This is a genomic window from Proteus sp. FZP2095 (assembly GCF_023701425.1).
GTDB classification, from domain to species: domain Bacteria; phylum Pseudomonadota; class Gammaproteobacteria; order Enterobacterales; family Enterobacteriaceae; genus Proteus; species Proteus cibarius.
This window is the reverse complement of sequence record NZ_JAMQBJ010000003.1, coordinates 267,223-290,303: the sequence shown is the minus strand read 5'-3', so window position 1 is coordinate 290,303 and position 23,081 is coordinate 267,223. Positions and strand designations below refer to the sequence as shown.

General features: G+C 40.5%; 15 protein-coding genes. 12 read left to right on the top strand and 3 right to left on the bottom strand.

The features are described 5' to 3' along the window. Positions 1–62: 62 nt before the first annotated feature. The 12 genes from NBG71_RS14130 to NBG71_RS14075 all read left to right on the top strand — a co-directional run bounded on the left by NBG71_RS14130 (position 63) and on the right by NBG71_RS14075 (position 14,079). Complete coding sequence (locus tag NBG71_RS14130) at positions 63–1,385, top strand: MFS transporter (RefSeq protein WP_075673863.1); 1,323 nt, start codon at positions 63–65, stop codon at positions 1,383–1,385. Between the two features lie 470 nt (positions 1,386–1,855). Continuing rightward, a complete protein-coding gene (locus tag NBG71_RS14125) occupies positions 1,856–3,493 on the top strand; it encodes an AMP-binding protein (RefSeq protein WP_156734159.1) in 1,638 nt (545 codons plus the stop codon). Positions 3,494–3,559: 66 nt separating this feature from the next. Next, positions 3,560–4,795: a CaiB/BaiF CoA transferase family protein gene (locus NBG71_RS14120; RefSeq protein ID WP_075673865.1), complete on the top strand. Its 1,236-nt coding sequence runs from the start codon at positions 3,560–3,562 to the stop codon at positions 4,793–4,795. Between the two features lie 36 nt (positions 4,796–4,831). Continuing rightward, on the top strand, positions 4,832–5,659 hold the full coding sequence (locus tag NBG71_RS14115; protein ID WP_075673866.1) for an acyl-CoA dehydratase activase: 828 nt from the start codon (positions 4,832–4,834) through the stop codon (positions 5,657–5,659). Then, the gene (locus NBG71_RS14110; protein ID WP_036934372.1) at positions 5,656–6,897 is read left to right on the top strand and encodes a 2-hydroxyacyl-CoA dehydratase subunit D; all 1,242 of its coding nucleotides are present in this window, start codon (positions 5,656–5,658) and stop codon (positions 6,895–6,897) included. The genes NBG71_RS14115 and NBG71_RS14110 overlap by 4 nt, the downstream gene beginning before the upstream one ends. Continuing rightward, the gene (locus NBG71_RS14105; protein WP_250916944.1) at positions 6,897–8,030 is read left to right on the top strand and encodes a 2-hydroxyacyl-CoA dehydratase subunit D; all 1,134 of its coding nucleotides are present in this window, start codon (positions 6,897–6,899) and stop codon (positions 8,028–8,030) included. The genes NBG71_RS14110 and NBG71_RS14105 overlap by 1 nt, the downstream gene beginning before the upstream one ends. A gap of 80 nt (positions 8,031–8,110) precedes the next feature. Continuing rightward, entirely contained in the window at positions 8,111–9,430 is a 1,320-nt protein-coding gene (locus NBG71_RS14100) for a GntP family permease (protein ID WP_072069069.1), read from the top strand. 95 nt (positions 9,431–9,525) lie between these two features. Then, positions 9,526–10,665, top strand: coding sequence for an acyl-CoA dehydrogenase family protein (locus NBG71_RS14095; protein ID WP_075673868.1), 1,140 nt, complete (start codon positions 9,526–9,528; stop codon positions 10,663–10,665). Positions 10,666–10,718: 53 nt separating this feature from the next. Next, complete coding sequence (gene fixA, locus NBG71_RS14090; protein WP_075673869.1) at positions 10,719–11,495, top strand: putative electron transfer flavoprotein FixA; 777 nt, start codon at positions 10,719–10,721, stop codon at positions 11,493–11,495. Positions 11,496–11,506: 11 nt separating this feature from the next. After that, positions 11,507–12,448, top strand: a complete 942-nt coding sequence (locus tag NBG71_RS14085; RefSeq protein ID WP_156734153.1) for an FAD-binding protein — start codon at positions 11,507–11,509, stop codon at positions 12,446–12,448. A gap of 63 nt (positions 12,449–12,511) precedes the next feature. Beyond that, complete coding sequence (locus tag NBG71_RS14080; RefSeq protein WP_099659729.1) at positions 12,512–13,798, top strand: FAD-dependent oxidoreductase; 1,287 nt, start codon at positions 12,512–12,514, stop codon at positions 13,796–13,798. Next, entirely contained in the window at positions 13,795–14,079 is a 285-nt protein-coding gene (locus NBG71_RS14075; RefSeq protein ID WP_075673872.1) for a ferredoxin family protein, read from the top strand. Before NBG71_RS14080 ends, NBG71_RS14075 begins: the two co-directional genes overlap by 4 nt. Before the next feature lie 73 nt (positions 14,080–14,152). Here the strand turns inward: NBG71_RS14075 and NBG71_RS14070 are convergent, their stop codons facing one another. From NBG71_RS14070 to NBG71_RS14060, 3 genes are all read right to left on the bottom strand, one after another. Further along, complete coding sequence (locus NBG71_RS14070; protein WP_075673873.1) at positions 14,153–15,118, bottom strand: helix-turn-helix domain-containing protein; 966 nt, start codon at positions 15,116–15,118, stop codon at positions 14,153–14,155. Positions 15,119–15,785: 667 nt separating this feature from the next. Further along, entirely contained in the window at positions 15,786–20,720 is a 4,935-nt protein-coding gene (locus NBG71_RS14065) for a DNA repair ATPase (protein ID WP_250916943.1), read from the bottom strand. Between the two features lie 90 nt (positions 20,721–20,810). Next, positions 20,811–23,006: a flotillin family protein gene (locus tag NBG71_RS14060; RefSeq protein ID WP_099659727.1), complete on the bottom strand. Its 2,196-nt coding sequence runs from the start codon at positions 23,004–23,006 to the stop codon at positions 20,811–20,813. Between the last annotated feature and the right edge of the window lie 75 nt (positions 23,007–23,081).

Below are 23,081 nucleotides of genomic sequence, written 5' to 3'. Positions count from 1 at the left end.
GCTGCTCCGGCCTGGGAGCTTTTCTTTTTTGCTTTATTTAGAAAAAATACCAGGACGCAGTCATGCAACCCAGAAACTTTGATGATATTCGTTTTACCTCTGTACATCGTCGAGTGATGTTATGGGGGAGTGGCGGCCCTTTTCTTGATGGCTATGTATTAGTGATTATTGGTGTGGCGCTAGAGCAACTCACACCGTTATTACAGCTTGATACACAATGGATTGGTCTGCTTGGTGCGGCAACATTAGCAGGGCTTTTTATTGGTACGTCACTTTTTGGTTATATTTGTGACAAAGTCGGTCGCCGTAAAATGTTCCTTGTGGATATTGTGGCTATTGCCATTATTTCGATTGCGACAATGTTTGTTTCCACGCCTGTGGGTTTGTTGGTGATGCGATTCCTTATTGGGATTGTGATTGGTGCTGATTATCCTATTGCGACCTCGATGATCACTGAATTTTCCAATAAAAAACAACGCGCTTTTGCCGTCGGTTTTATTGCTGCAATGTGGTATATCGGAGCGACTTGCGCCAACTTAGTCGGTTATCTTTTATATGATGTTGCAGATGGTTGGCGTTGGATGTTGGGCAGTGCTTTTATCCCTTGCGTGATTATTTTAATTGGTCGTTTTGATTTACCTGAATCACCGCTGTGGCTAATACGCAAAGGGCGTCTTAAAGAGTGTAATGAGATGATGATAAAACTCTTTGGTGAACCCGTAGTATTTGAAGCGGAAGATGCCAAAACAACGCGTTTTATCGAGCTATTTAATAAACGTCACTTCTCTTTTGTTCTGTTTGTTGCGGTCATTTGGACTTGCCAAGTTATCCCGATGTTTGCCATTTATACCTTTGGGCCACAGATTGTCGGTTTATTGGGATGGGATGCAGGAAGAAGTGCGGCACTGGGGAATGTGGTGATTAGCCTGTTCTTTATGTTTGGGTGTATTCCTGCCATGTTTTGGTTAAATCAGACAGGGCGACGTCCACTATTGATTGGTAGTTTTGGCATGATGACATTGGCATTATTAGTGTTAGGTGTCTTTCCTGATTTACCTATCTTATTTGTTATCTTAGCCTTTGCGACTTACGCCTTCTTTTCTGGTGGCCCCGGAATTTTACAATGGCTCTATCCTAACGAATTGTTTCCGACTGATATTCGTGCATCGGCAGTGGGGATCATTATGTCAATAAGCCGTATTGGTACGGTTATTTCAACGTGTGCTCTTCCTGCCTTTATCGCCACTTATGGTATTAACACCACGATGCTGGTGGGGGCTGCGATCTCTTTATTCGGCATGCTAGTCTCTGTGTTGTTTGCACCAGAAACCAAAGGATTAACACTTAATCAAACTTCAACCATGCCAATGCGACGGGGTAAATAGCTCCTTTAATTAATAAGCAAGAAAATAAGTTAAATCATTTAAATCGTTTTTTATTTAGATGTTATAAATTTAAATCGTTATTGTATTTATTTTTATACTATTTTAATTTAAATTATCACATCAATGGTTATTGATAAGATTTATTTATATCTTTAAGTAAACTGAGTATATTTATATTAAAAAGAGAGTGGTTTTATTTTTTATTTAAATAAAGTGACTCTCCTTTTTCTTTATTAAAAATAACACCTTTATAACGCCTTAGTTTCAAATTTATCTCATTGTTATTAATTACTCCTCAATTACAAAATATATTTAACCCACCAAATCTAGACCTCAATCACAAATCTCTCTCAGACTATTCAAATGACGAAAAACAGTTCGTTATTTACCAAGAATGAATAATTTCCCCTACCCAGAATAAGGTCATTACAGACGTAAACACCAGCAAAGAAGCGGTTGAGTAGGTATTTATGACCTTATTAGAAATGACAGTTAAAGAATGTCTAAACAATGTAGTAAAGCAACATGCTTTACAAATAGCCTTGATTGAAAACCAAAGTAAAAAGACACTTTCTTGGCAACAATTACAACAAGAAGTAGAAAGTGTTGCGCGTGGTTTTTTAGCGATTGGTTTAAAAAAAGGTGATCGTTTAGGTATTTGGTCTGCCAATAGTAAAGAGTGGATAATTTGTTTTCTTGCTGCTGCTCAAATTGGTGTTCCTGTTGTTTGTATTAACTTTCATTTTAAGAAAAGAGAGTTATTAGATTTATGTCGATTAACCGGAATTAAAGCACTCTGTTTTTCTGATGGTTTTAAAAGTAATCATTTTATTGAGGTTATTAATTGTCTTTCTAAAAAGGCATCTGAAAATAAAGATGTATTACCTCAGTTATTTATTAGCATGGGAAATGAACATGCAGAAAAAAGTGTCTCTTTATCTCAATTAAAAGAAGTTAGCCAAAAAATATCAGATAAAGAATATCAACATGCGGTTGCACAAGTCAGTGTAAAAGATTTGCTGACCATCCAAATGACCTCTGGCAGTACAGCAATGCCTAAAGGTGTCATGCTAAGCCAATATAATGTCATTAATAATGCCATGTTGTCAGCACAGCGCTTAGGTGTTATGCATGACGATGTAATTTGTCTAGCCGTTCCTCTGTTCCACTGTTTTGGTCTCTCTTCTTGCCTCTTTTTTGCATTAACAACCGGATGCCAATTAGTTCTTCTTGATAACTATTGTGCTGAAGATGTTTTAAAAGTCGTCCAAGACTATCGTTGCACTGTTATGCATGGCGTGCCAACGATTTTTAGCCGTTTAATGAAGCATGAACAGTTTTCTCACTACGATTTATCGAGTCTTGATAAAGGTATTATCGCAGGGGCGAGTTTTCCTCCTGCGTTAATCGATGACATTGAAAATATCCTCGGCATGAAAGGGATCACCGTCTCTTATGGCCAAACAGAAGCTTCACCTTGTTGCACTCAAACTCTCCCTAATGATGCTTTAGAGATCAAACGCAGCTCTATTGGTAAGCCTTTACCTTTTGTTGAAATGAAAATTATCAATCCAAAAACAGGCAAACCTGTGCCAGTGGGCACTTTAGGTGAAATTTGCACGCGTGGCTTCCATGTAATGATGGGTTATGACAATGCGCCAGATAAAACTAAAGAAGCGTTAGACGAAGAGGGTTGGTTACACACGGGTGATATTGGTTATGTTGATAAACAAGGAAATTATCACTATGCCTATCGCATGAAAGAGATTGTGGTACGCGGCGGTGAAAATATCAGTCTTTGTGAAATAGAAGAAGCGATTGCTGAATATCCCGGTGTTGATGCGACAAAAGCATTTGGGATCTCGTCTGCTGATTTAGGCGAAGAAGTGATTGCCACCATTTGTGTGCAAAAAGGCCACAGCATTGGTGAAAGTGCATTACGTGAATTTCTACAAGAGCGACTGGCTCGCTACAAAATCCCCAAAGAACTCCATTTCTTTACAGAATTTCCTCATACCCCTTGCGGAAAAATTGATGTGCAAGCGCTGAAATTGCAACTGGGTTATAGCGTTTCAATCAAGGATGAAAAAACCAAAGTAGCGGGTTAAGTGACAACGGATTTATCCACATTCTGACAACAGCAGTATGAAGTCTAAAAATAATTAGGAGAAGAAATGACAAGTCATAAAGCACTGGAAGGCGTCACCGTAGTTGAGTTGGCGACCTTTATCGCAGTACCCGCAGCGGGTCGTATTTTAGCTGATATGGGTGCGAATGTAATCAAAATCGAATCTCCAAGTGGCGATAACTTACGCTATACCGCACCAACAGAAGGCCGCCCGTTAGATCAACATGAAAACACCAGTTTTGATTTAGAAAACGCCAATAAACGTGGGATCGTGTTAAATACGAAAACAGAAGCAGGGAAAAAAATCCTGTTTGAACTGTTAGAAAAAGCAGACATTTTCTTAACTAACTGGCGTCCCGGTGCAAGAGCGCGCGCAGGTTTAGACTATGAAACGTTAAAACAACGTTTTCCAAAATTAGTTTACGCTAGCGTGACAGGTTATGGTGATGAAGGCCCAGATAAAGACTTACCGGGATTTGACTACACCGCATTCTTTGCGCGTGGTGGTATTTTAGGCTCGCTGTACCAAAAAGGCACAGTACCTATGAACGTGATCCCAGGACTTGGCGATCACCAGTGCGCATTAGGCTTGGTTTCAGGTGTGTTAGCTGCTTATATTCGTGCTAAAAATATCGGTCAAGGAGAGTATGTTTCAACTAACTTGCTGCATACCTCAATTTATACCCAAGCAATCATGATCCAAGCGGCACAATACCCTGATTATGGTCAGCCGTATCCAATCGATCGCCGTAATACCACCAGCCCATTTATTCTGGCTTATAAAACAAAAGATGACCGTTTTATTCAAGTCTGTATGCCTGTTTACGACGCTTATTATCCAACCTTTATTTCTTGTATTGGTCGCCCAGATTTAGCGGAAGACGCACGTTATACCCGTCTACAAGAAGTGGCAAAAAATAATCGCTCTCCTGAATTATATGACCTGATTTGGCAACAAGTTGAGCAAAAAACAGCGTCAGAGTGGGCAGATATTTTCACCAAAAACGATATCCCATTCAGCATTGCACAAACTTGGGAAGAAGTGTTGGAAGACAAACAAGCTTGGGCAATCAACACTTTCTACAACATGAAATACAAAAATGGCAGTGAAAAAGCCTTAGTTCGTCCACCAATTGATTTCTTAGAGAGTGGTTTACCTGAATATCGCCGTGGTCCTTTGTTAGGTGAAGACACACCGTCTGTATTAGCTGAATTAGGGTATAGCGCTGAAGAGATAGCAAACCTTGAAGCCAATAAAGACGTGATGACGTGGAAAGAATAATCCACTTACTTTTTTAATTTTCAGGAGAGCAAAGGCATGCAACAAGACATTTTCACAATGGGCGTTGATATCGGATCGTCTGCATCAAAATGCATCATCATGAAAAATGGTGACGTTATTGTCGCGAAGTCGTTGGCATCAGTCGGTGCTGGGACATCTGGCCCTGAAAAAGCGATCTCTGAAGTATTGCGCCAATTTGGTGGCGATCTCAGTCAGATCAGCTGGATCTGCGCAACAGGATATGGCCGTAATTCTCTGAAAGAAGCCAATAAAGAAGTGAGCGAACTGAGCTGTCATGCGAAAGGCGCACACTTTCTTTTCCCGGGCGTGAAAACAGTGATTGATATCGGCGGTCAAGACGTTAAGGCACTTCATATGGATGGTGCTGGCCGTTTATTAAACTTTGTGATGAATGATAAGTGTGCTGCTGGTACCGGACGCTTTCTCGATGTGATGTCGCGAGTATTAGAAACCAAAATTTCCGATCTCGCTCAAGAGGGCGCTAAGTCCACTAAAAAAGTCACAATTAGCTCAACCTGTACCGTGTTCTCTGAATCGGAAGTTATCTCCCATCTCGCAAATAACGAAACAATACCCGACGTGATTAATGGTATTCACCGCTCTGTCGCTAGTCGTATTGCTGGTCTGGCAAAACGGGTTGGTGTTGAAGCTCCTGTTGTTATGACAGGCGGTGTTGCCAGTAATTTTGAAGTTGTTCGTTATGTTAGCGAAGAGTTGAACGCCTCTATCGCCACCTCTCCATTATCACAATACAACGGGGCGATAGGTGCCGCCATTTATGCCTTTGAAGCGTACCGCCATCAACTGGAAGACGATGCGTTAACAATAGGAACATCAAAATGAGCAATGTAGATATGAATGCGCCGGATTATATTCCTGCGAAAAAACGACTGCAAAAAATCGCTGCTGATGCTTATCAGCGTGCGTGGGATGCGAAAAATAGCGGTGAAAAAATAGGGTGGTGTGCCTCTAACTTCCCTCAAGAAATCGCTGAAACATTAGGTTTATGTGTGGTGTACCCTGAAAACCAAGCCGCTGCAATTGCAGCGAAAGGTGCGGGTTTAAAAATGTGTGAACACGCAGAAAGCATGGGATATTCCAACGACATCTGTGCTTATGCTCGCATCAGCCTCTCTTACATGGATATTAAACAGTGTGAAGAGATGGATATGCCACAGCCAGACTTCTTACTGTGCTGTAACAACATCTGTAACTGCATGATCAAATGGTATGAAAATATCGCTTATGAGCTGAATATCCCGATGATCCTTATCGATATTCCTTATAAAAATGACTATGACACCGATGATGTCACGGTGAAATACGTTCAAGCTCAATTTGATGATGCGATTAAACAACTCGAAAAGGTCACTGGCAAAGTTTTCTCCGAAGAGAAATTCAAAGAAGTTTGTGAGATCTCACAACGTACAGGGCGCGCATGGTTGAAAGCGGCAGAATATTGCCAATATGAACCCTCTCCAATGAATGGTTTTGATCTCTTTAATCACATGGCTGTTGCGGTTTGTGCTCGCGGTAAATTAGAAGCTGCACTGGCTTTTGAGCAACTGTGTGAAGAGATGGAACAAAACATCAAAGAGAAAAAATCGACTTATCGCGGAGAAGAAAAATACCGTGTTCTCTTTGAAGGTATTGCCTGCTGGCCTTATTTGCGTGCCACATCGACTCCGTTAAAAGAGCAAGGTATCAACGTTACCGCTACTGTTTATGCCACCGCGTTTGGTGTGATTTATCAAAACAGCGACGAGATGATGCGCGCTTACTCTTATGTTCCTAACTGTGTCTCTGTTGAGCGTGCTGCGGATATGCGTATTGACGTTAGTCGTCAAAATAAAGTGGACGGCGCGATTATTCACGTTAACCGCAGTTGTAAGCTCTGGAGTGGCATTATGCCTGAAATTGAGCGCCGTATTCGCCATGAACTTAAGATCCCAACAGTGACTTTTGATGGCGACCAAGCTGATCCTCGTGTTTTCTCTGAAGCGCAGTATGTCACCCGTGTTGAAGCATTGACTGAAATTATGGCTGCTAACAAAGCAGAAATGAAAAAGGGAGACATCTAATGAAAACATTAACGGAGTTGTTTGATGAGTTACAAGCCGTGGTGGATAACCCTATTGCTCAATTAGATGGTTTTATTCGCAGTGGCAAAAAGGTTATTGGTTGTTTTCCTGAATATACCCCAAATGAGATTGTCTATGCGGCGGGTATGGTGCCTTTTGGTATTTGGGGTGCAGAAGGACGTGAGATCTCAGAAGCGAAGAAATATTTTCCTCCTTTCTATTGTGCGTTAGCACTTTCTTCTCTTGAAATGGGGTTAGATGGTGCGCTGAATAAACTATCAGCAGCCATAATTCCTTCTTTGTGTGACACCTTAAAATGCTTAGGGCAAAACTGGAAAGCCGGTGTGTCACAAGTGCCTTTTATCCAACTGGTGCATCCACAAAATCGTAAAACCCCAGCAGGTATTGCTTTCTTAACCGAACAATACAAAAAAATCGCACTGCAATTAGGGGAAATTTCAGGTCAGCCGGTGACAGATGATGCACTGAAAAATGCGATTCATCTGTTTAATCAGCGTCGCGCTGTGTTACGCGAGTTTTCAGAGATGGCTGCGCTTCATCCAAACTTAATCACACCACAACGCCGTAATACCGTGATCAAAAGTGGTTACTTTATGGATGTCGTTGAACATACAAAAGCCGTTGAAGCCATTGTTGCACAATGTAAAACCTTATCCCCAGAACCTTGGAAAGGGCACAAGATTGTTGTAACAGGCATTATTGCGGATAGCCCTTCAATTCTACAAATTTTGGCTGATAACAAGATGGCGATTGTGGCAGATGAAGTCGCACATGAGTCTCGTCAGTTCCGCCAAGATATCCCTGAAAACAAAGCACCTTATGAAGCGATGGCAGAGCAAATCGCTCAGCTTGAAGGGTGTTCACTTTTGTATGATCCAGAGAAAAAACGTGGTCGTTTAATTGCCGATATGGTGAAAAACACAGGCGCTGATGGTGTCGTCTATTTACTGACGAAGTTCTGTGATCCCGAAGAGTTTGATGCCCCTATTGTGAAGAAATTCCTCGATAGAGAAGGCATTCCTTCCATCATTATCGAAATCGATCAGCAAACTAAAACATATGAACAGGCGAGAACGGCACTGCAAACTTTTGCAGATGTGCTTTCTGCTTAACAACATTAATCAATAGTCACAAAAGACCTGCGTCATGTACGCAGGTCAATTGAACCCTAACACATATAAGTGGGGCAATCATGGGTATTATTTGTTTAATCATCGGGCTAGCGATATTAATGATTATGTGTATGAAAGGCATACATATTTTCATTTCTGTCTTTACCACCAGCCTGTTTCTTGCTGTGACTGCATGGCTTGTATCACCAGATATGCTTAATCCTGTCGATGCACTATTACAAGTGTATACCGGCGGATTAGGTGGTTATTTTGGCAGCTTCTTCTTCATTTTCGTACTCGGTGCGATTTTTGGCAAACTAACCGCTATCAGTGGCGCTGCTGATAGTGTTGCCTCTTTTATTATTGGTAAATTTGGTGAAAGAGCCGTTATTCCTTCATTAGTTGCGGCTTGTGCCATTTTAGCCTACGGCGGTGTTTCAGTGTTTGTTGCGCTGTTTACCGTTTATTCAATGATGGTGAGTTTATTCCGCAAAGCGAATCTTCCTCGCAGACTTATTCCGGCTGTCTATTTTGCAGGTGCGGGTACGTTTGTGATGATAATGCCGGGATCTCCTCAAATTCAAAACCTTATCCCAATGAAATTCTTAGGTACTTCGGCTACTGCTGGTTTAGTACCAGGGATGTTGACTGCACTGTTCCAAGTCACCTTAGTCATTATTTATCTCACTTGGTTATTTAAGCGTGTAAAAGCAAAAGGTGAAGGCTGGGTTGAAGACGAAAAAACAGCAAAAGCAGAGGAAGGTAAGAAAGATCGCCAACTACCTAATGTGTTAGTCGCATTACTCCCTATGCTTATTCTGCTTGTCGTGCTGAATATCCTGAAGTGGGACCCTGCTATTGCGTTGTTCTGCGCGATTATTGCCGCCTTAATTGTGTACTTACGCTATCTCGATTGGAAAAAACTCGTCCCTAATTTAGCCGCAGGAACGATGGAAGGGGTGACCTCCCTCTTTAATACGGCGGTTATTGTTGGGTTTGGTGCGTTAGTCATGACCTTACCTGCGTTCAAAGAATCATTCCAAGCAATTGCTCAATCGGGTCTTAATCCACTTGTTGTGACTGCCATTTCAGTCGGTGCCTTGGTGTTTATCAGTGGTTCAGGTTCTGGTGCGTTAAGTATTGCTATGCCAATGATTGCTGCAATGTTCCCTGCAACTGTGGTTGATCAAGGCTCCTTACACCGTGTAGCCACAATGGCATCTATGAGTACAACACCTCCATTTAACGGATTGATTATTACTGTCTTTAGCGTCTGTGGTGTCAGCCATAAAGAGGGATACGGTCCTGTGGGTACATTAACCCTCGCTATCCCATTGTTAGCCATGATGTTTATGTTGTTGCTGTACACCTTTTTACCTGCATCTATAGCGACGATGTAGAAATAACGTTAACCCATTAATGCGTGCGATAAGACGACAAACGTGAAATCGCACGCCATAGAGATAACCATAAATATTCTCAGAGGAAAATAAACATGGATTTTCAGCTAACAGAAGAACAAGTCCTGATCCGCGATATGGTCAGAGAGTTTGTTGAAAACGATATTAAACCAATTGCGGGTGCAATTGATAAGGAGCACCGTTTTCCAAGTGAAAGTGTCGCCCCGATGGCTGAATTAGGACTCTTTGGTTTCAATATTGACGAAGCTTATGGTGGTACAGAGGCGGATGCAATTAGCTATGTATTAGCAACAGAAGAGATGGCAAAAGTCAGTGCCTCTCACGCGATGATCATGGGTTCACAATGCTCTTTAACGGGCCCAATTATTCAAAAATATGCTGATGAAGAGACTAAAGCACGCATTTTACCAGGCGTAGTGTCTGGCGAAAAATTAGGGTGCTTCTGTTTGTCTGAACCTAGCGCGGGTTGTGATGCTGCTGCTCAAGAAACAACCGCTGTTCGCCAAGGTGATAACTATGTGATTAATGGTTCTAAATTGTGGATCACCGCGGCACCTCAAGGTGCGTTCTTTATCGTGTTTGCTATGACAGATAAAAGCAAAGGCGTTAAGGGGATCACCGCATTCTTAGTTGAGCGTGATAACCCGGGTATCAGCATTGGTTTACCTGAAGATAAAATGGGTATGAACGGCTCTGAAACCTGCTCTGTGAGTTTTAGTGATTGCGTTGTTTCAGCCAACGCTATGTTAGGCGAAGAAGGTAAAGGCTTTAATATCGCAATGGAAACCTTAGATGGCGGGCGTTTAAGTTGTTCTGCGCTTGCATTGGGGATCGCGCAAAGTGCATTAGATGCCACGATTGCTTACACCAAAGAGCGTATTCAATTTGGTAAACCAATTGCTGCTAATCAAGGTATTCAATGGGTATTAGTGGATATGGCAACCCGTGTTGATTGCGCTCGTATGCTGGTTTATCGCGCGGCTGCTGCCAAAATGGCAGGTCTTCCTTATACCCGTGAATCTGCTCAAGCCAAACTTTATGCAGCAGAAACTGCCACTTATGTGACTCAAAAAGCCGTCCAATTACATGGCGGTATGGGTTACACCAAATCCTATCCTGTTGAACGTCTGATGCGTGAAGCAAAACTTACCGAAATTTTTGAAGGCACAAGTGAAGTGCAACGCATGGTTATCGCTAAACATATTTTAGCGTAATGAGATTTGAGCTTATTAATTTGTTGCATTGTGCAAAACGGAGAATGTGAATTATGAAACTTATTGCCTGCTGTAAGGTTGTTCATGACGAACAAGACATCACAACAAGGCCTGATCGTACACTCGCAACCGATAATGCGGGTTTAAAAATTAGTTTGTATGACTTGAATGCCATTGAAACCGCAGTAGAAATTGCCTCCACCCTTGGTGATAGCACCGTAACTGCATTAAGTGTGGGTACAAGTGCAATGGTTGAAAACGCGAAGATCAAAAAAGATATTTTATCGCGTGGCCCTGATGCATTAACACTGGTTTCTGATGATGCATGTAGCGCTCTTTATTCAACGGATACTGCCAATATTATTGCGCAAGCGGCACAAAAAGTTGGTTTTGACTTATTAGTTTTCGGTGAAGGTTCTGGTGACTTATACGCTCAACAAACAGGTTTAGCGGTAGGTGAATATTTAGGTTTACCTTGCGTCAATGCAGTAAACAAAATCACCGTTGAAGGTGAAAAAATCATTGTTGAACGTGACTTAGAAAATATCACGGAAGAACTAGAGCTGACATTACCTGCCGTTGTGTGTGTCACTTCAAGTATTAACACACCAAAACTCCCTTCAATGAAAGCCATTTTAGCTGCGAATAAAAAGCCTGTTGAAAAGTTGGGTTTGGGAGATGTCGGTGTTGATATTTCTGCTCTGACCGTTGTGCAAACACAAGTGTGTGCACCAGAACAGACTGACCGCCTCGGTATTATTTTAGAAGGTGATTCAGATGAAAATATTGCCACTTTTGCTGAACATTTACGCCAAGCGGTTAATCAATAAGGAGATTAAAAATGGCTAGTTTACTACCTACTACCTTTGTTTATGCCGAAAAAGCGGATGATTTAGCAAAGCTGATTGCGTTTGCTCGTGGTCTTGGTGAAAAGGTTAATGTGCTGTTTATTGGTGATGATGAAAGTACGCGTGAATGTGTCAATTTAGGCGCTGACTGTGTTTATTGCTTCGCACCACAAGAAGGTGTAATTGCTGAAGATTATGCTGCCTCTTTTGCCGCCATTATTAAAGAAGCGGGCGCGAATGCACTGGTTCTCCTTGCTTCATCAAAACGTGCAAAAGCGATAGCAGCTCGCCTTGGCGTGACGTTAAAAGCTGGTGTTATCAGTGATGCATTAAGTCTTGCTATTGAAAACAATACCGTGATCGCGACACACCAAGTCTATGGTGGTTTAGCACATGCGAAAGCAGAAATTCGCTCACCTTATGCGATTGCTACCGTTGGTAGTGCATTAGATGTGGAGGCCATTACAGATGCTCCCAATGCACCTGTGGTGCAAAGTGCCTTTATCGCCCCCGCACATACATTAAAAGTGTTAGCACGTAAGCCAAAACAAGGTAGTACCGTTGATTTAGGTAAAGCGCATTGTGTTGTTGGTGTCGGACGTGGTTTTGCTAAGGCAGATGATATTGCATTAGCGTCAGCATTAGCGAAAGCTCTTCAAGGTGAAGTGGGTTGTTCTCGTCCAATCGCTGAAGGTGAAGGCTGGATGGAACACGATCGCTACATTGGTGTTTCAGGCGTGACCTTAGGTGCAGATGTTTATGTCGCTGTCGGCATTTCAGGGCAAATCCAACATATGGTTGGTGTGGATAGAGCGAAAATCATTGTTGGTATCAACAAAGATAAAAATGCCCCAATTTTTAATATGGTGGATTACGGTATTGTTGGTGACCTCTACAAAGTGTTACCTGCATTAACCGCGAAGCTTGGCGGCTAATCACCGTAGGTCGCTTAGTGATGATTTGCTAAGCGACCACACATAATAAAAGGATAGAAAAGTATGTCAGACGATATTTTTGACGCCATTATTGTGGGTGGTGGACTTGCTGGTGGTACTGCTGCCTATGTATTAGCACAAGCAGGGTGTGATGTTTTAGTCGTAGAGCGAGGTAATTTCGCTGGCAGTAAAAATATGACTGGTGGGCGCTTATATGCACACAGTCTTGAAAAAATTATTCCTAATTTTGCCCAAGAAGCCCCTGTTGAACGGCTTGTGACACGCGAAAAAATTTCCATGCTAACGGAAACCGATGGAGTCACTTTAGATTATCAACACACTCAGCAAGAAGAGGAAGCCGCGCGCTCTTATACTGTATTGCGTTCTTCATTTGATCAATGGTTGATGGAAAAAGCAGAAGACGCTGGCGCACAAGTGATCACGGGGGTTCGTGTCGATGAAGTGTTGGTAAAAGATGGCAAGGTGTGTGGCGTAAAAGCGGGTGATGATGAAATTGAAGCCCACGTTGTTATTCTTGCTGATGGTGTTAACTCATTATTAGCAAAACAGTTAGGTATGACACAAAAAGTTAATCCCCATACCGTGGCTGTGGGTGTTAAAGAGTTATTGGAATTCACGCCACAACAAATGGAAGACCGATTTGGTTGTACTAATGATGAAGGTTTAGCTTGGCTTTTTGCTGGCGCGCCATCAGGTGGATATTTGGGTGGTGGATTCTTATATACCAATAAAAATACCGTTTCTTTAGGTCTTGTTTTAGGGCTGCATAACGTCGATAAATTCGAAAAAACGGTTCCTCAATTATTAGAAGATTTTAAACAACACCCTGTTGTTGCACCACTTATCAAAGACGGCAAATTATTAGAATATTCAGCGCATATGGTGCCCGAAGGTGGCATGAATATGGTATCTGAATTAGTTAAAGATGGCGTATTAGTTGCGGGAGATGCTGCTGGATTTTGCCTTAATGTTGGCTATACCGTAAGAGGGATGGATCTAGCAATTGCCTCTGGTGAAGCGGCTGCAAAAGCAGTCTTGATGGCGAAAGAGCAAAACAGCTATAACCAAAAAGAATTAAGTTGCTACCAATCTTTATTAAATGACAGTTTTGTTATGAAAGATATGAAGTTATACAAAGGCTTACCTTCTTTCCTTGATAATACAAGATTCTTTACGGATTACCCGCAAATGGCTGCCAATGTCATGCATGATTTATTCGTGATTAATGGCCCAGAAAAACCTGTGCGTAAGAAAATACTGTCTCAAGTTAAGAAAGTCGGTGTGATGAACTTAATTAAAGATGGATTTAAGGGGGTACGTTCTTTATGAGTCAAGTAAACGTAGACGTTAAATTAGGCGTCAATAAATTTAATGTGGATGAGGAAAATCCACATATCGTTTTAAAGGATGATATCGATCCTGCACAATTTGAAATCTTAATGAAAGCTTGCCCCGCAGGGTTATATAAAAAAGATGAAAAAGGACAATATCTTTTTGATTATGCAGGATGTTTAGAGTGTGGTACTTGCCGTGTTTTATGTGGCGATACCATTTTAAAAAAATGGGAGTATCCGTGTGGCACATTAGGCATTGAGTTTCGTTACGGCTGATGTGATAACTTTTATCTTCTCCCTCTAGAATAACCTCCAATATGTAAACTAGGGGAGGAGATAATTAGTCTATTTATCTTAATGAATGTATTTTCCGATATTCGGAAGGGGTCATAAAAAATTCAGATTTAAATTTTCGACTCAAATTAGAAATATCGCTAAATCCACATTCATAAGCTAACTGTGTAATATTTTTCTCTGCCAAGAGAGGATTAACCAAAGCCGTTTTATAATTCTCAAGACGTTTTTGGTAGATCCAACGAAGTACAGACGTATTTTGTTCTTTAAATAACATCTGTAAATAGCGTACGGAAATCCCACAAGCATTTGCACATTCATTGACGCTGAGATCAGGATCAGAAAGATGTTGCTCAAGATAATGCTGAGCAAAATAAAATAGCGTTGATCTTCCTAAGCTTTGTGGTGGTGTCGCAATACTGTATTCACTGAAAGCAGATGTAATTAGATTCAATAAAATATCGGCAAGTTGCTGTGCATGTTGTGGTGGCATTGAATCTAAGAACGGAATATAGCGCATCACAAAGCTATAAACGAGAGAGCCGGTAATGCTATTACCACGTATTGCTCTTGCGGTGAGGTTTTGGGTATTACCTAAGCGTGGTGCCAGTTTTTCTCTTGGGATCAAAATTTTAAATAATGAGTAATCGTTATCAAAAGACCATGATACAGGTCTTGCCATATCAAAAATACAAAAATCACCTTGCCGTAGAAAGGCGGTTCTCCCATCTTGAGTCAGATGGCTGGTGCCTGAACGCTGTATCTCAATTTGAAAATGCTCTTCTAAGCTAAGCTTATGCGTTAAAGGACGGCTACTTGCCCAGTGTCCATTAGACTCTAGCTGAATAAAGCGAATATTTTTTACCTTCTGTTCGACAATATTGGCATAAAACCGAGAATGAGGAGGCAATTCAACTTCATTGCATTCATAAGACGATAAAAAGCGGTCTTTTATTGTATCCCTGAATACGGAAAACCGATCTACGTCAGGGAGTTCCCGAGTCGTAAACATGCTTTTCATAGTACGCCCACTTTTATTGAAAGTATTTTGTTGTGTTGCTACCTGTCGAGTATAAAAATGGCTTAAACAAGACAAAAATAGAATAATTTTTTCAGTAACTTTAATCTAAAAATTAGAATAGTAGGTTTAAATAATAATTAAGGAAAATATCTACTCTCTTCATTGTTAATAAATTGAAGACAATATATTTAAATTTTTTTAATTTATTTAAACTTAAATTATATAATTAATTTATAGCACTTTTAATGCTATCATTTCTATAATATTAATCCTAAGTTAATTTTCTATCTTTAGAGAGAGATCTCATAAATAGATTAAGAGTGATTCTTATTAATATCTCGTTTATTTCATTCTTTTCAGAGTGTGAGTTAATATAGATTTTATGTACTGAATAAGTATAGTTGTTAAAATATTTTATAATTTATGGTTAAAATATAATACGTTATTAATTTTAATAATATAATTGGTTTGTTTATGAATTTTGATATTAATATAGTGATATATTATGTACAACTTTTTATTTTATATCTTTAACTATTAATAGTAATGAGTATTTTAAATTTCTATTTTTGTTAACTATATTGATTTATTAAATTGTTATAATTTATAAAACACTCGAAATAAACACAGCCCACTAAAATCAGTGGGCTACGACAATTCTCTATCTTTAACGTAGACCTTGCACACTTTCCACCAAATTGGCTAACTGTGATACTACACGGTCACCAATATCGGCGTTATCACCACCTAATGCTTTATTACGCATAAAGTCTTTCTTGATTTGTGCCCAACGAATGGTGTCTTTTGCGGTTAATTTTCCACGTAATTCTGCGAGTTTTAATAAATTCTCCTCAGCACCCGTTGTTAGCAGTTGTGCTTCACCAAGATAGTGATCGTCTAGCAAGCGTTCAATTTCTTCATCATTCATTACCGCAGATACTTTCTCACTTAATTTATTCATATTGCGGTAACTACCTTGCAAACGGAATGCTGGCTCTGTGCGATATTTATCTGATTGCGCTGCGCTGGCAATATATTGCTGATTCACTTTTAAGATAACGTTTCGTAAGGTAATTAAGTGCTTAAGTACCATCACTATTTCGTTAATTTCAGCATCTGAATATGGGTAACTTAATGTGTTGGTAGAAACGGATCTCCCCATTGCTTTATCCACTAAAATATAGAGATCGTTAAGATCACGCAGAGCCAGTGGTGCTAATACCGCATTAGATGTTAGGCTGTTTTCGATATAACTGAGCGCAAAGGCTTCATCCATACCACCTAATACTTCACCTAAGTTATAAATATCAGCACGGTTAGCTAGCATATCAGGAATACGGAAGACTTCGCCTGATTCGGTATAAGGGTTTCCTGCCATTACGACACAGAATTTTTTGCCACGCATATCATAGGTTTTGGTTTTTCCTTTCCATACCCCTTCAATACGTCTTGTTCCATCACACAGTGAGATAAATTTTTGTAAGAATTCAGGGTGAGTATGCTGAATATCATCCACATACAGCATAACGTTATTACCCATTTCTAGTGCTAAGTTGAGTTTCTCAAGCTCTTGTCTCGCTGTTGCGTTGGGCGCTTGCTCCGGATCGAGCGATAGCACGTTATGTCCTAACGCAGGACCATTGATCTTCATAAAAATAAGACCTAAACGTGCGGCCGCATACTCCATCAATGTGGTTTTGCCGTAACCCGGAGGGGAGATCATTAATAATAATCCCATTAAATCGGTGCGCTTACCTTCTCCTAAAGCACCAATTTGTTTTGCCATATTGTCGCCAATAATCGGTAAATAAACATCATTAATCAGCTTGTTTCGGACAAAAGAGCTTAACGGTTTGGCTTTAAATTCATGTAGTTTTAAGCGCTCACGTTCATCACTGACTATTTTCTGACGCAAGGTGAGGTACTGTCGAAATGCAGGAATAAAGTTCTTTCTCTGCCCACGCATTCGACTGAAATAATCATCTAAACTGAGTGATAACGCTTGATTTTCAATCGTTGGGTGAGAGCCTAATAGTCCCGTTACTGTAAAGTATAAATCGGCTTCACTATAACGGGCTGATGCGACTTTATCTAAAATAATGATAGCGATAGCACCCGGAATATAAGGCGTAAGATCGGCATAATCAGGTAAAGAGCATAACCCCTGTAGCCAATTTTGGATCAGTGCCCAACGTTGTGCGTATCGCGTACCTAAATTTTGTTGTGAACGATTAAAGTCTATCCACATATGAGCTTCTTCTAATCGACTTTGCAGTGCAATCACTAGCTCTTTAGCGTATTTGCTATAAACCAATTCAATGGGGGTTCTCGCCAAAGCAAAGCTTAAATATTCAGAGGCTTGTATCGGAATATAGTGTTCGCACTCAATCGGATTATCATGAAGGAATAGGCGTATATCCGCTTCAATTTCGGCTTGTAGGTCGGTTAATGCGTCATCTGTATGGAATAATTGTTGAATATTCAGTGCTGTTCTTGCACGTTCAGGCCACAGGGCAGGGTATTGCTCATTTTGTTTGGTTTCCCAAAATAGTGCGGCTACTGCGCGTGCTGTGGGGTTATAACGTAGAAGATCGGCACTTTCACCTATTGGGATCAGCTTTTTCAATATAGCGATCGCATCGTGATCGTGGATCCCTTTTTCATAACCTTCTTTATAACGTGGCGTTGCGAAATCACGCACGAGCTTTTCCAGCTTTTCTGGAATAGCGAGTGCTTCTTTTAGCGTTTCGTAATCAAGACCATCTTGACGTTTTGCTGCCGCATAAATAATGGAGTAAGCAAGGTATTCTGCGCGATAAACCGTGTCCGATTCTGACTCAAGTGAAGCATTCCAATAAGGCTGTAATTGGGCAAGTTCTGCATTTTCAATCGGCTCTTGGTAATCCGTTCCTGTTAGGTATAACCAGAGTTTATCTTCTTTAGGTAAGATAGTGAGATCAAGCTCTTGCGTATTAACACTAAAACGATGGCGAGGCCCTAATTTAATGACATTGCCGCCGTCTTCAAAAATATCAGTTTTATCTCGCAGAATACGAATGGCTTGATCACGAGAGGATTTTAGACGCGCATCAATATCATCAGCTTTGACGTTATCATTGATTTCTCTTAGTTTTTCAATGATTTCCCGTGTTTTTAATGATAGTGGATCGGATGCAAAGAATGCATTTAACTCATCTTGTGATTGCAAACGAGAGGTTCGGCGTTGCAGATTTTCCAGCAAGCGATTTGCCGCAGTAAGCAGGCTTTGTGATCGACGTTGACGATCATCAAGCAGTACTTGTTTGTGAGATTCAAAGGTTTCAACTAACTCTTCACGTTTAGCGAGAATATCATCAAGAAATTCATCCTGATGACTAAATTGGCTTTCCAGCTCTTCTAATTGAAGCAATAAGCGAGAAAGTTGATCATCACAACGCTCAGGATCGGTTGCAAGGGATAATGCATTGGTGATCCCTTGGCTAAACAAGCGAAATTGTGCACCAAATTGGGCCACGCTTTCGACACTACTTTGTGATTTGCGTTTTTGTTGTAGTCGAGCGCGGGATTGGTTTAGTTGAGCATAGATCTGTGAAATCGCATCAATAATATGCGTTTGTTGAGTGACATCTTGGAATGTTAAAGATGCCATTAAATTAGAAAGCATATCCAAATCAGCAGACATTTTTTCCATGTCATTCATCGGGATATCTAACTGTGCGCTGTTTTGTGCTTTTTCAATGAGATTTTCAAAGGCAACAAGCTGAGTTTTAAACGGTTGTAATGCTTTATCACTGGCAAGAAAAAGCGCTGTAGCTTGAGAAACGCGTTGCTGAGTTTCCGTAATTTCCGTTTCCATCGCGTTGAGCTTGGTTAAATCCATATAACGGAATTCACGTAATGAAATCAGATGCCCTCGATGAGCATTCAGTGAATTTAAACTATCAACAAATTGTTGTATATCAGTCCAACTATCAGGCAGTGTTAAGGCGAGTAGTGATTTTTGGCGATTAACCGCTTCAAGCATGGATTTCGCAGATTGCTGACGAATACTTTCTACTTTTTCATATTCATCAAGGACTAACTCGCTGGTTTGAGCGATATCTTTGAGGAGCTTTCCAATACCTAAACAGTGTTCATCATTAAACCAATAATAGAGATCTAATAAATTTTTAGGTTGTGAACTGAGTTGCTCATAACGAGCAATAGAAACTTGATTACCTTCAATTTCTTTTGCGACATGCAATATTTCAGAGATCCCTCGTACTAAATCGGCATTACCAATGCGTCCATAGAAACCATTACGAGGCGGTTGTTTATCGGCAAATTCTTCAGAATAGAAGGGAGTTTGCCAAACTTGCATTGGATGAACACGTGTTGCCTCTTCGCCTTCACCTTCAAAGAGTACCATTTTTCCGTCTTCTAACATCGCATAACCGTGGCCAACTAGAGGCACAGCAAGTTTGCGTTCAATCATATTGTAATTGAAAAGCGCAAGGCGACCTTGTGAAGGCGAGTAGAAAACATATAACACGTCTTCACCATTAGGTGAACGGCGTAGACGGCGGAAATACATACCTTCCATAGGTTGATCAAAGGTTTTGTATTCACCATTTTGCAGGTAATAACCGCCAGGGAAAATAATGCCATGATCTTCAGGTAGTTGAACACAAGCTTGCCCAATTGCATCAATGCGTTGGACAGTTTGCGTCAAAATGTTGTAGACCAAATAACGCCAATTTTCTTCTCGATACGGTAAGATTTTTAATAGAATTAAACTGCCTGTTTGAGCATATTCAATTTGTGCATCATCAAGAGATTGGTTTTTATCTAATACGGCTTCACGATAAATACCTAAACCGTCTTCTGTATTATTTTCACATTTGACTGTTAGATCGCCACCGGTTGTTTCGACAAAAACGGTATCAAGAATATTGATATGAGGAAAACGACCATTAACCGTATCTTCACGTTGGGTTTTCGTCCATTCAAAATCATAAGCAGGGGGAAGAGCGATATCTCGCTCACCACGATTATCAATATATTCAATACGCTGCTTATCACTTGAAATTGACCAACGAAAAACACGCACATCAGTAATACGGGCACCAATCTGGAAACTGGCGAGTAACTTTCCGTCACGCTCAACTAGCTGTAATAGTTGCGTATTTTTATAGTAAGTATAGAGCTCAGTAAAATCTTGAATAAAGCGATTATCGTTTAAGAACGTATTTTCATAAGGTACGGCTTCAACATCAAATTCGCCCTCATTTTCAATTAAACGATAAAGCGAAAAAACATCTTCAAGATGTATTTCACGTTTTAATCCAAGGAAAACGTTATAACCAAATAGTAACCACTCACCTACACGAACAATGTCTCGGGCTTGGCAGTTATTTTCAGTGCGAATACGAATACGGCCAATAATATCCATTTGGCTTTGACCAAATTCATCTAAGCGATGCTGATTGAGCTCAGTAGCTTTTTGATGAAGTTGTTGACCTTGCTCAGTGAGGCGTTTGCGTAAAATTTCATACGCACCACCTTGTGCAACGGCGCTATCGAGTATTTCCTGCTCACGATTCGTATCCAGAATTTCAGACATGGTATAACGGATTTCCTTGGCTTAAACGATAAAAACAAAAGAAAAGACACAGAGATAAACGCTATGTCTTTTCACCTCCTTTAAATAAAATTATTCTTCTTTAGAGGAGTCTGATTTAGTTGTCACATCTTTAATTAGCTGACTGGCGCCTTTTGTTGCCATAAATCCATTAAGTAAATCTTGAACTTCAGGATTTTTTAATAAAGAAGCGATATCGAGTTTTTTATCTTGTTGAGTACGGTTAATCAGCTTTTCAACGTTCTCTTTGGCAAAACTGCTTTTATCCATAAAACCATCAACAGCTTTACCTAAGCTTAATGCTTTAGAGAAGGTATTAAAGAAGTTGCCATCACCGCCCACAATTTCAATATTGGTTTTGCTTAGAGCGGCTGCCAATACATCAGCTTGTTCGCGTGCAATTTCTTTGTTGGCTTCAATAGATGCCATTGCCTGTTCAAATTGTTTTTCAAGACGCATACGGAACTCTTCGTGCGAACGAGCCGTATCGCTAAGGTGATCCATCGATTTAAATTTATCCGTTAAACCATCGGCTTCTGCTTTCAAGCGTTGGCGAATAACTTCGGCTTGTGCTGAACCTAATTGCCCTTCACCACGTGCTTGAGCTGCGAGTTTCTCTTCAAGAATTTTCGCATCAGCAAGACCTAATTTTTCTTTTGCGTTGGCTTGTTGTTCTTCACCACGCGCTTGGGCGGCTAATTTCTCTTCTAAAATTTTCGCTTCTGCAAAGCCTTGTTGTTGCTGGGCTTGTGCTTTAGCTTCCATCACTTGCGCTTCAGTTAAGCCTTTTTCTTTCATGCCTCGTGCTTCTGCTAATAGTTTTTCAGCAGTGACATTAGCAAGCACTAAGCCTTCTTTCTCTTCAGCTTCCGCGGTTGCTTGGCGTACACGAGCTTCAGCAAGACCTAATGCTGCATGCTCTGCTTCAATACCTTCAGCTAAGCGTTTTTTCGCTTCAGCTTGTTTTACTGAGGCTTCTAATTCCGCTTTCGCCATGGTGCTGATTTCTTCAGCTTTATGCTTAGCACTAGATTCATCGGCCTCTGCTCTTTTTACTTGGCGAACTAAAGATTCTTCTGCTTCCGCTTGTGCATTAATTACAGTGACTTGGCGCATACGTTCAGCTTCTGAAACTTCACGTACTTCTTTAATGCGTTCTTCTTCTTGAGCTACGGTTTTTTCTACGGCAACACGTTCACGGATAACATTTGAGATGTTTTTACGTTCTTCTTCTAACGCTTTTTCTTTCTCAATACGTTGCAACTCAACTTCACGTTCACGAGCAACAATTTCTAATTCACGCGCACGATTAACACGCTCTTGTTCAATAGTAACTGCGCGAGTGCGATTTTGTTGTGCAACTTCCACTTCGCGCATACGATTTTCTTCGCGGATCTCAATTTCTTGTTGAGTCTGAATACGAGCCTGTTCGGCTTTAAGACGTTCTTCTTCTTGAACACGTAAGGTTTCCGAATTTTCACGAGCACGAATATTATCAATTTCTCTTTTTTGACGGGCTTCTGCATCGGCTTGTTGGCGCTCTAAAGCCAGACTTGCTTCACGAGTTTCAACATTTTTCTTTTGAATCGCGAGTTCTTGATCGCGCTCTTTTTGGTTGGTTTCAATATTATGAATGGCGGTAATTTCCGTTATTTTACGGATACCTTCAGAGTCAAAAATATTATTAGGATCAAGCGCTGATTTTGGTGTTTGTTCTAAATAGTCAATCGCAACGTCTTCTAATGCATAGCCGTTGAGATCTTTACCGATGACATCAACAATACGATCACGGAAATTTTGTCTATCTTCAAAAAGTTTCGACAGTTCAAATTGTTTACCTACGGTTTTTAATGCTTCAGAAAATTTTGCACTAAAAAGAGTACTGACTGCTTGATGATCAGAAGCTCTATCAACACCAATGGCTTTCGCGACTTTTAGTACGTCTTCGGTGGTTTCATTAACACGTAGATAGAAAGCAACTGTGATATCTGCACGTAAATTATCCTGACAAATCAAGCCATCTTTACCACGACGGTCTACTTCTAACGTTAAAAGAGAAATGCGCATAAACTCTTTTTTGTAGATAACAGGATAAACCAAGGCACCCGTAAAATGGACTTTAGGTTGTGAGGTCATATCGTTGACAATTAAGGCTGTGCCTTGAGGCACCTTAATATAGAAAGCCTTAAATAATCCAAATAGCCCTAAAATAATTAGGATTGCGAAACCAACGACAGTTAAGAAAGGCATAACGAAAGCCAAATCCATACTTTTTTCTCCATAGGTTCAGACGATACCGTCATTTTTTAATAGTGTTTGTCTGTTAACTAAATTGTCTTTCAT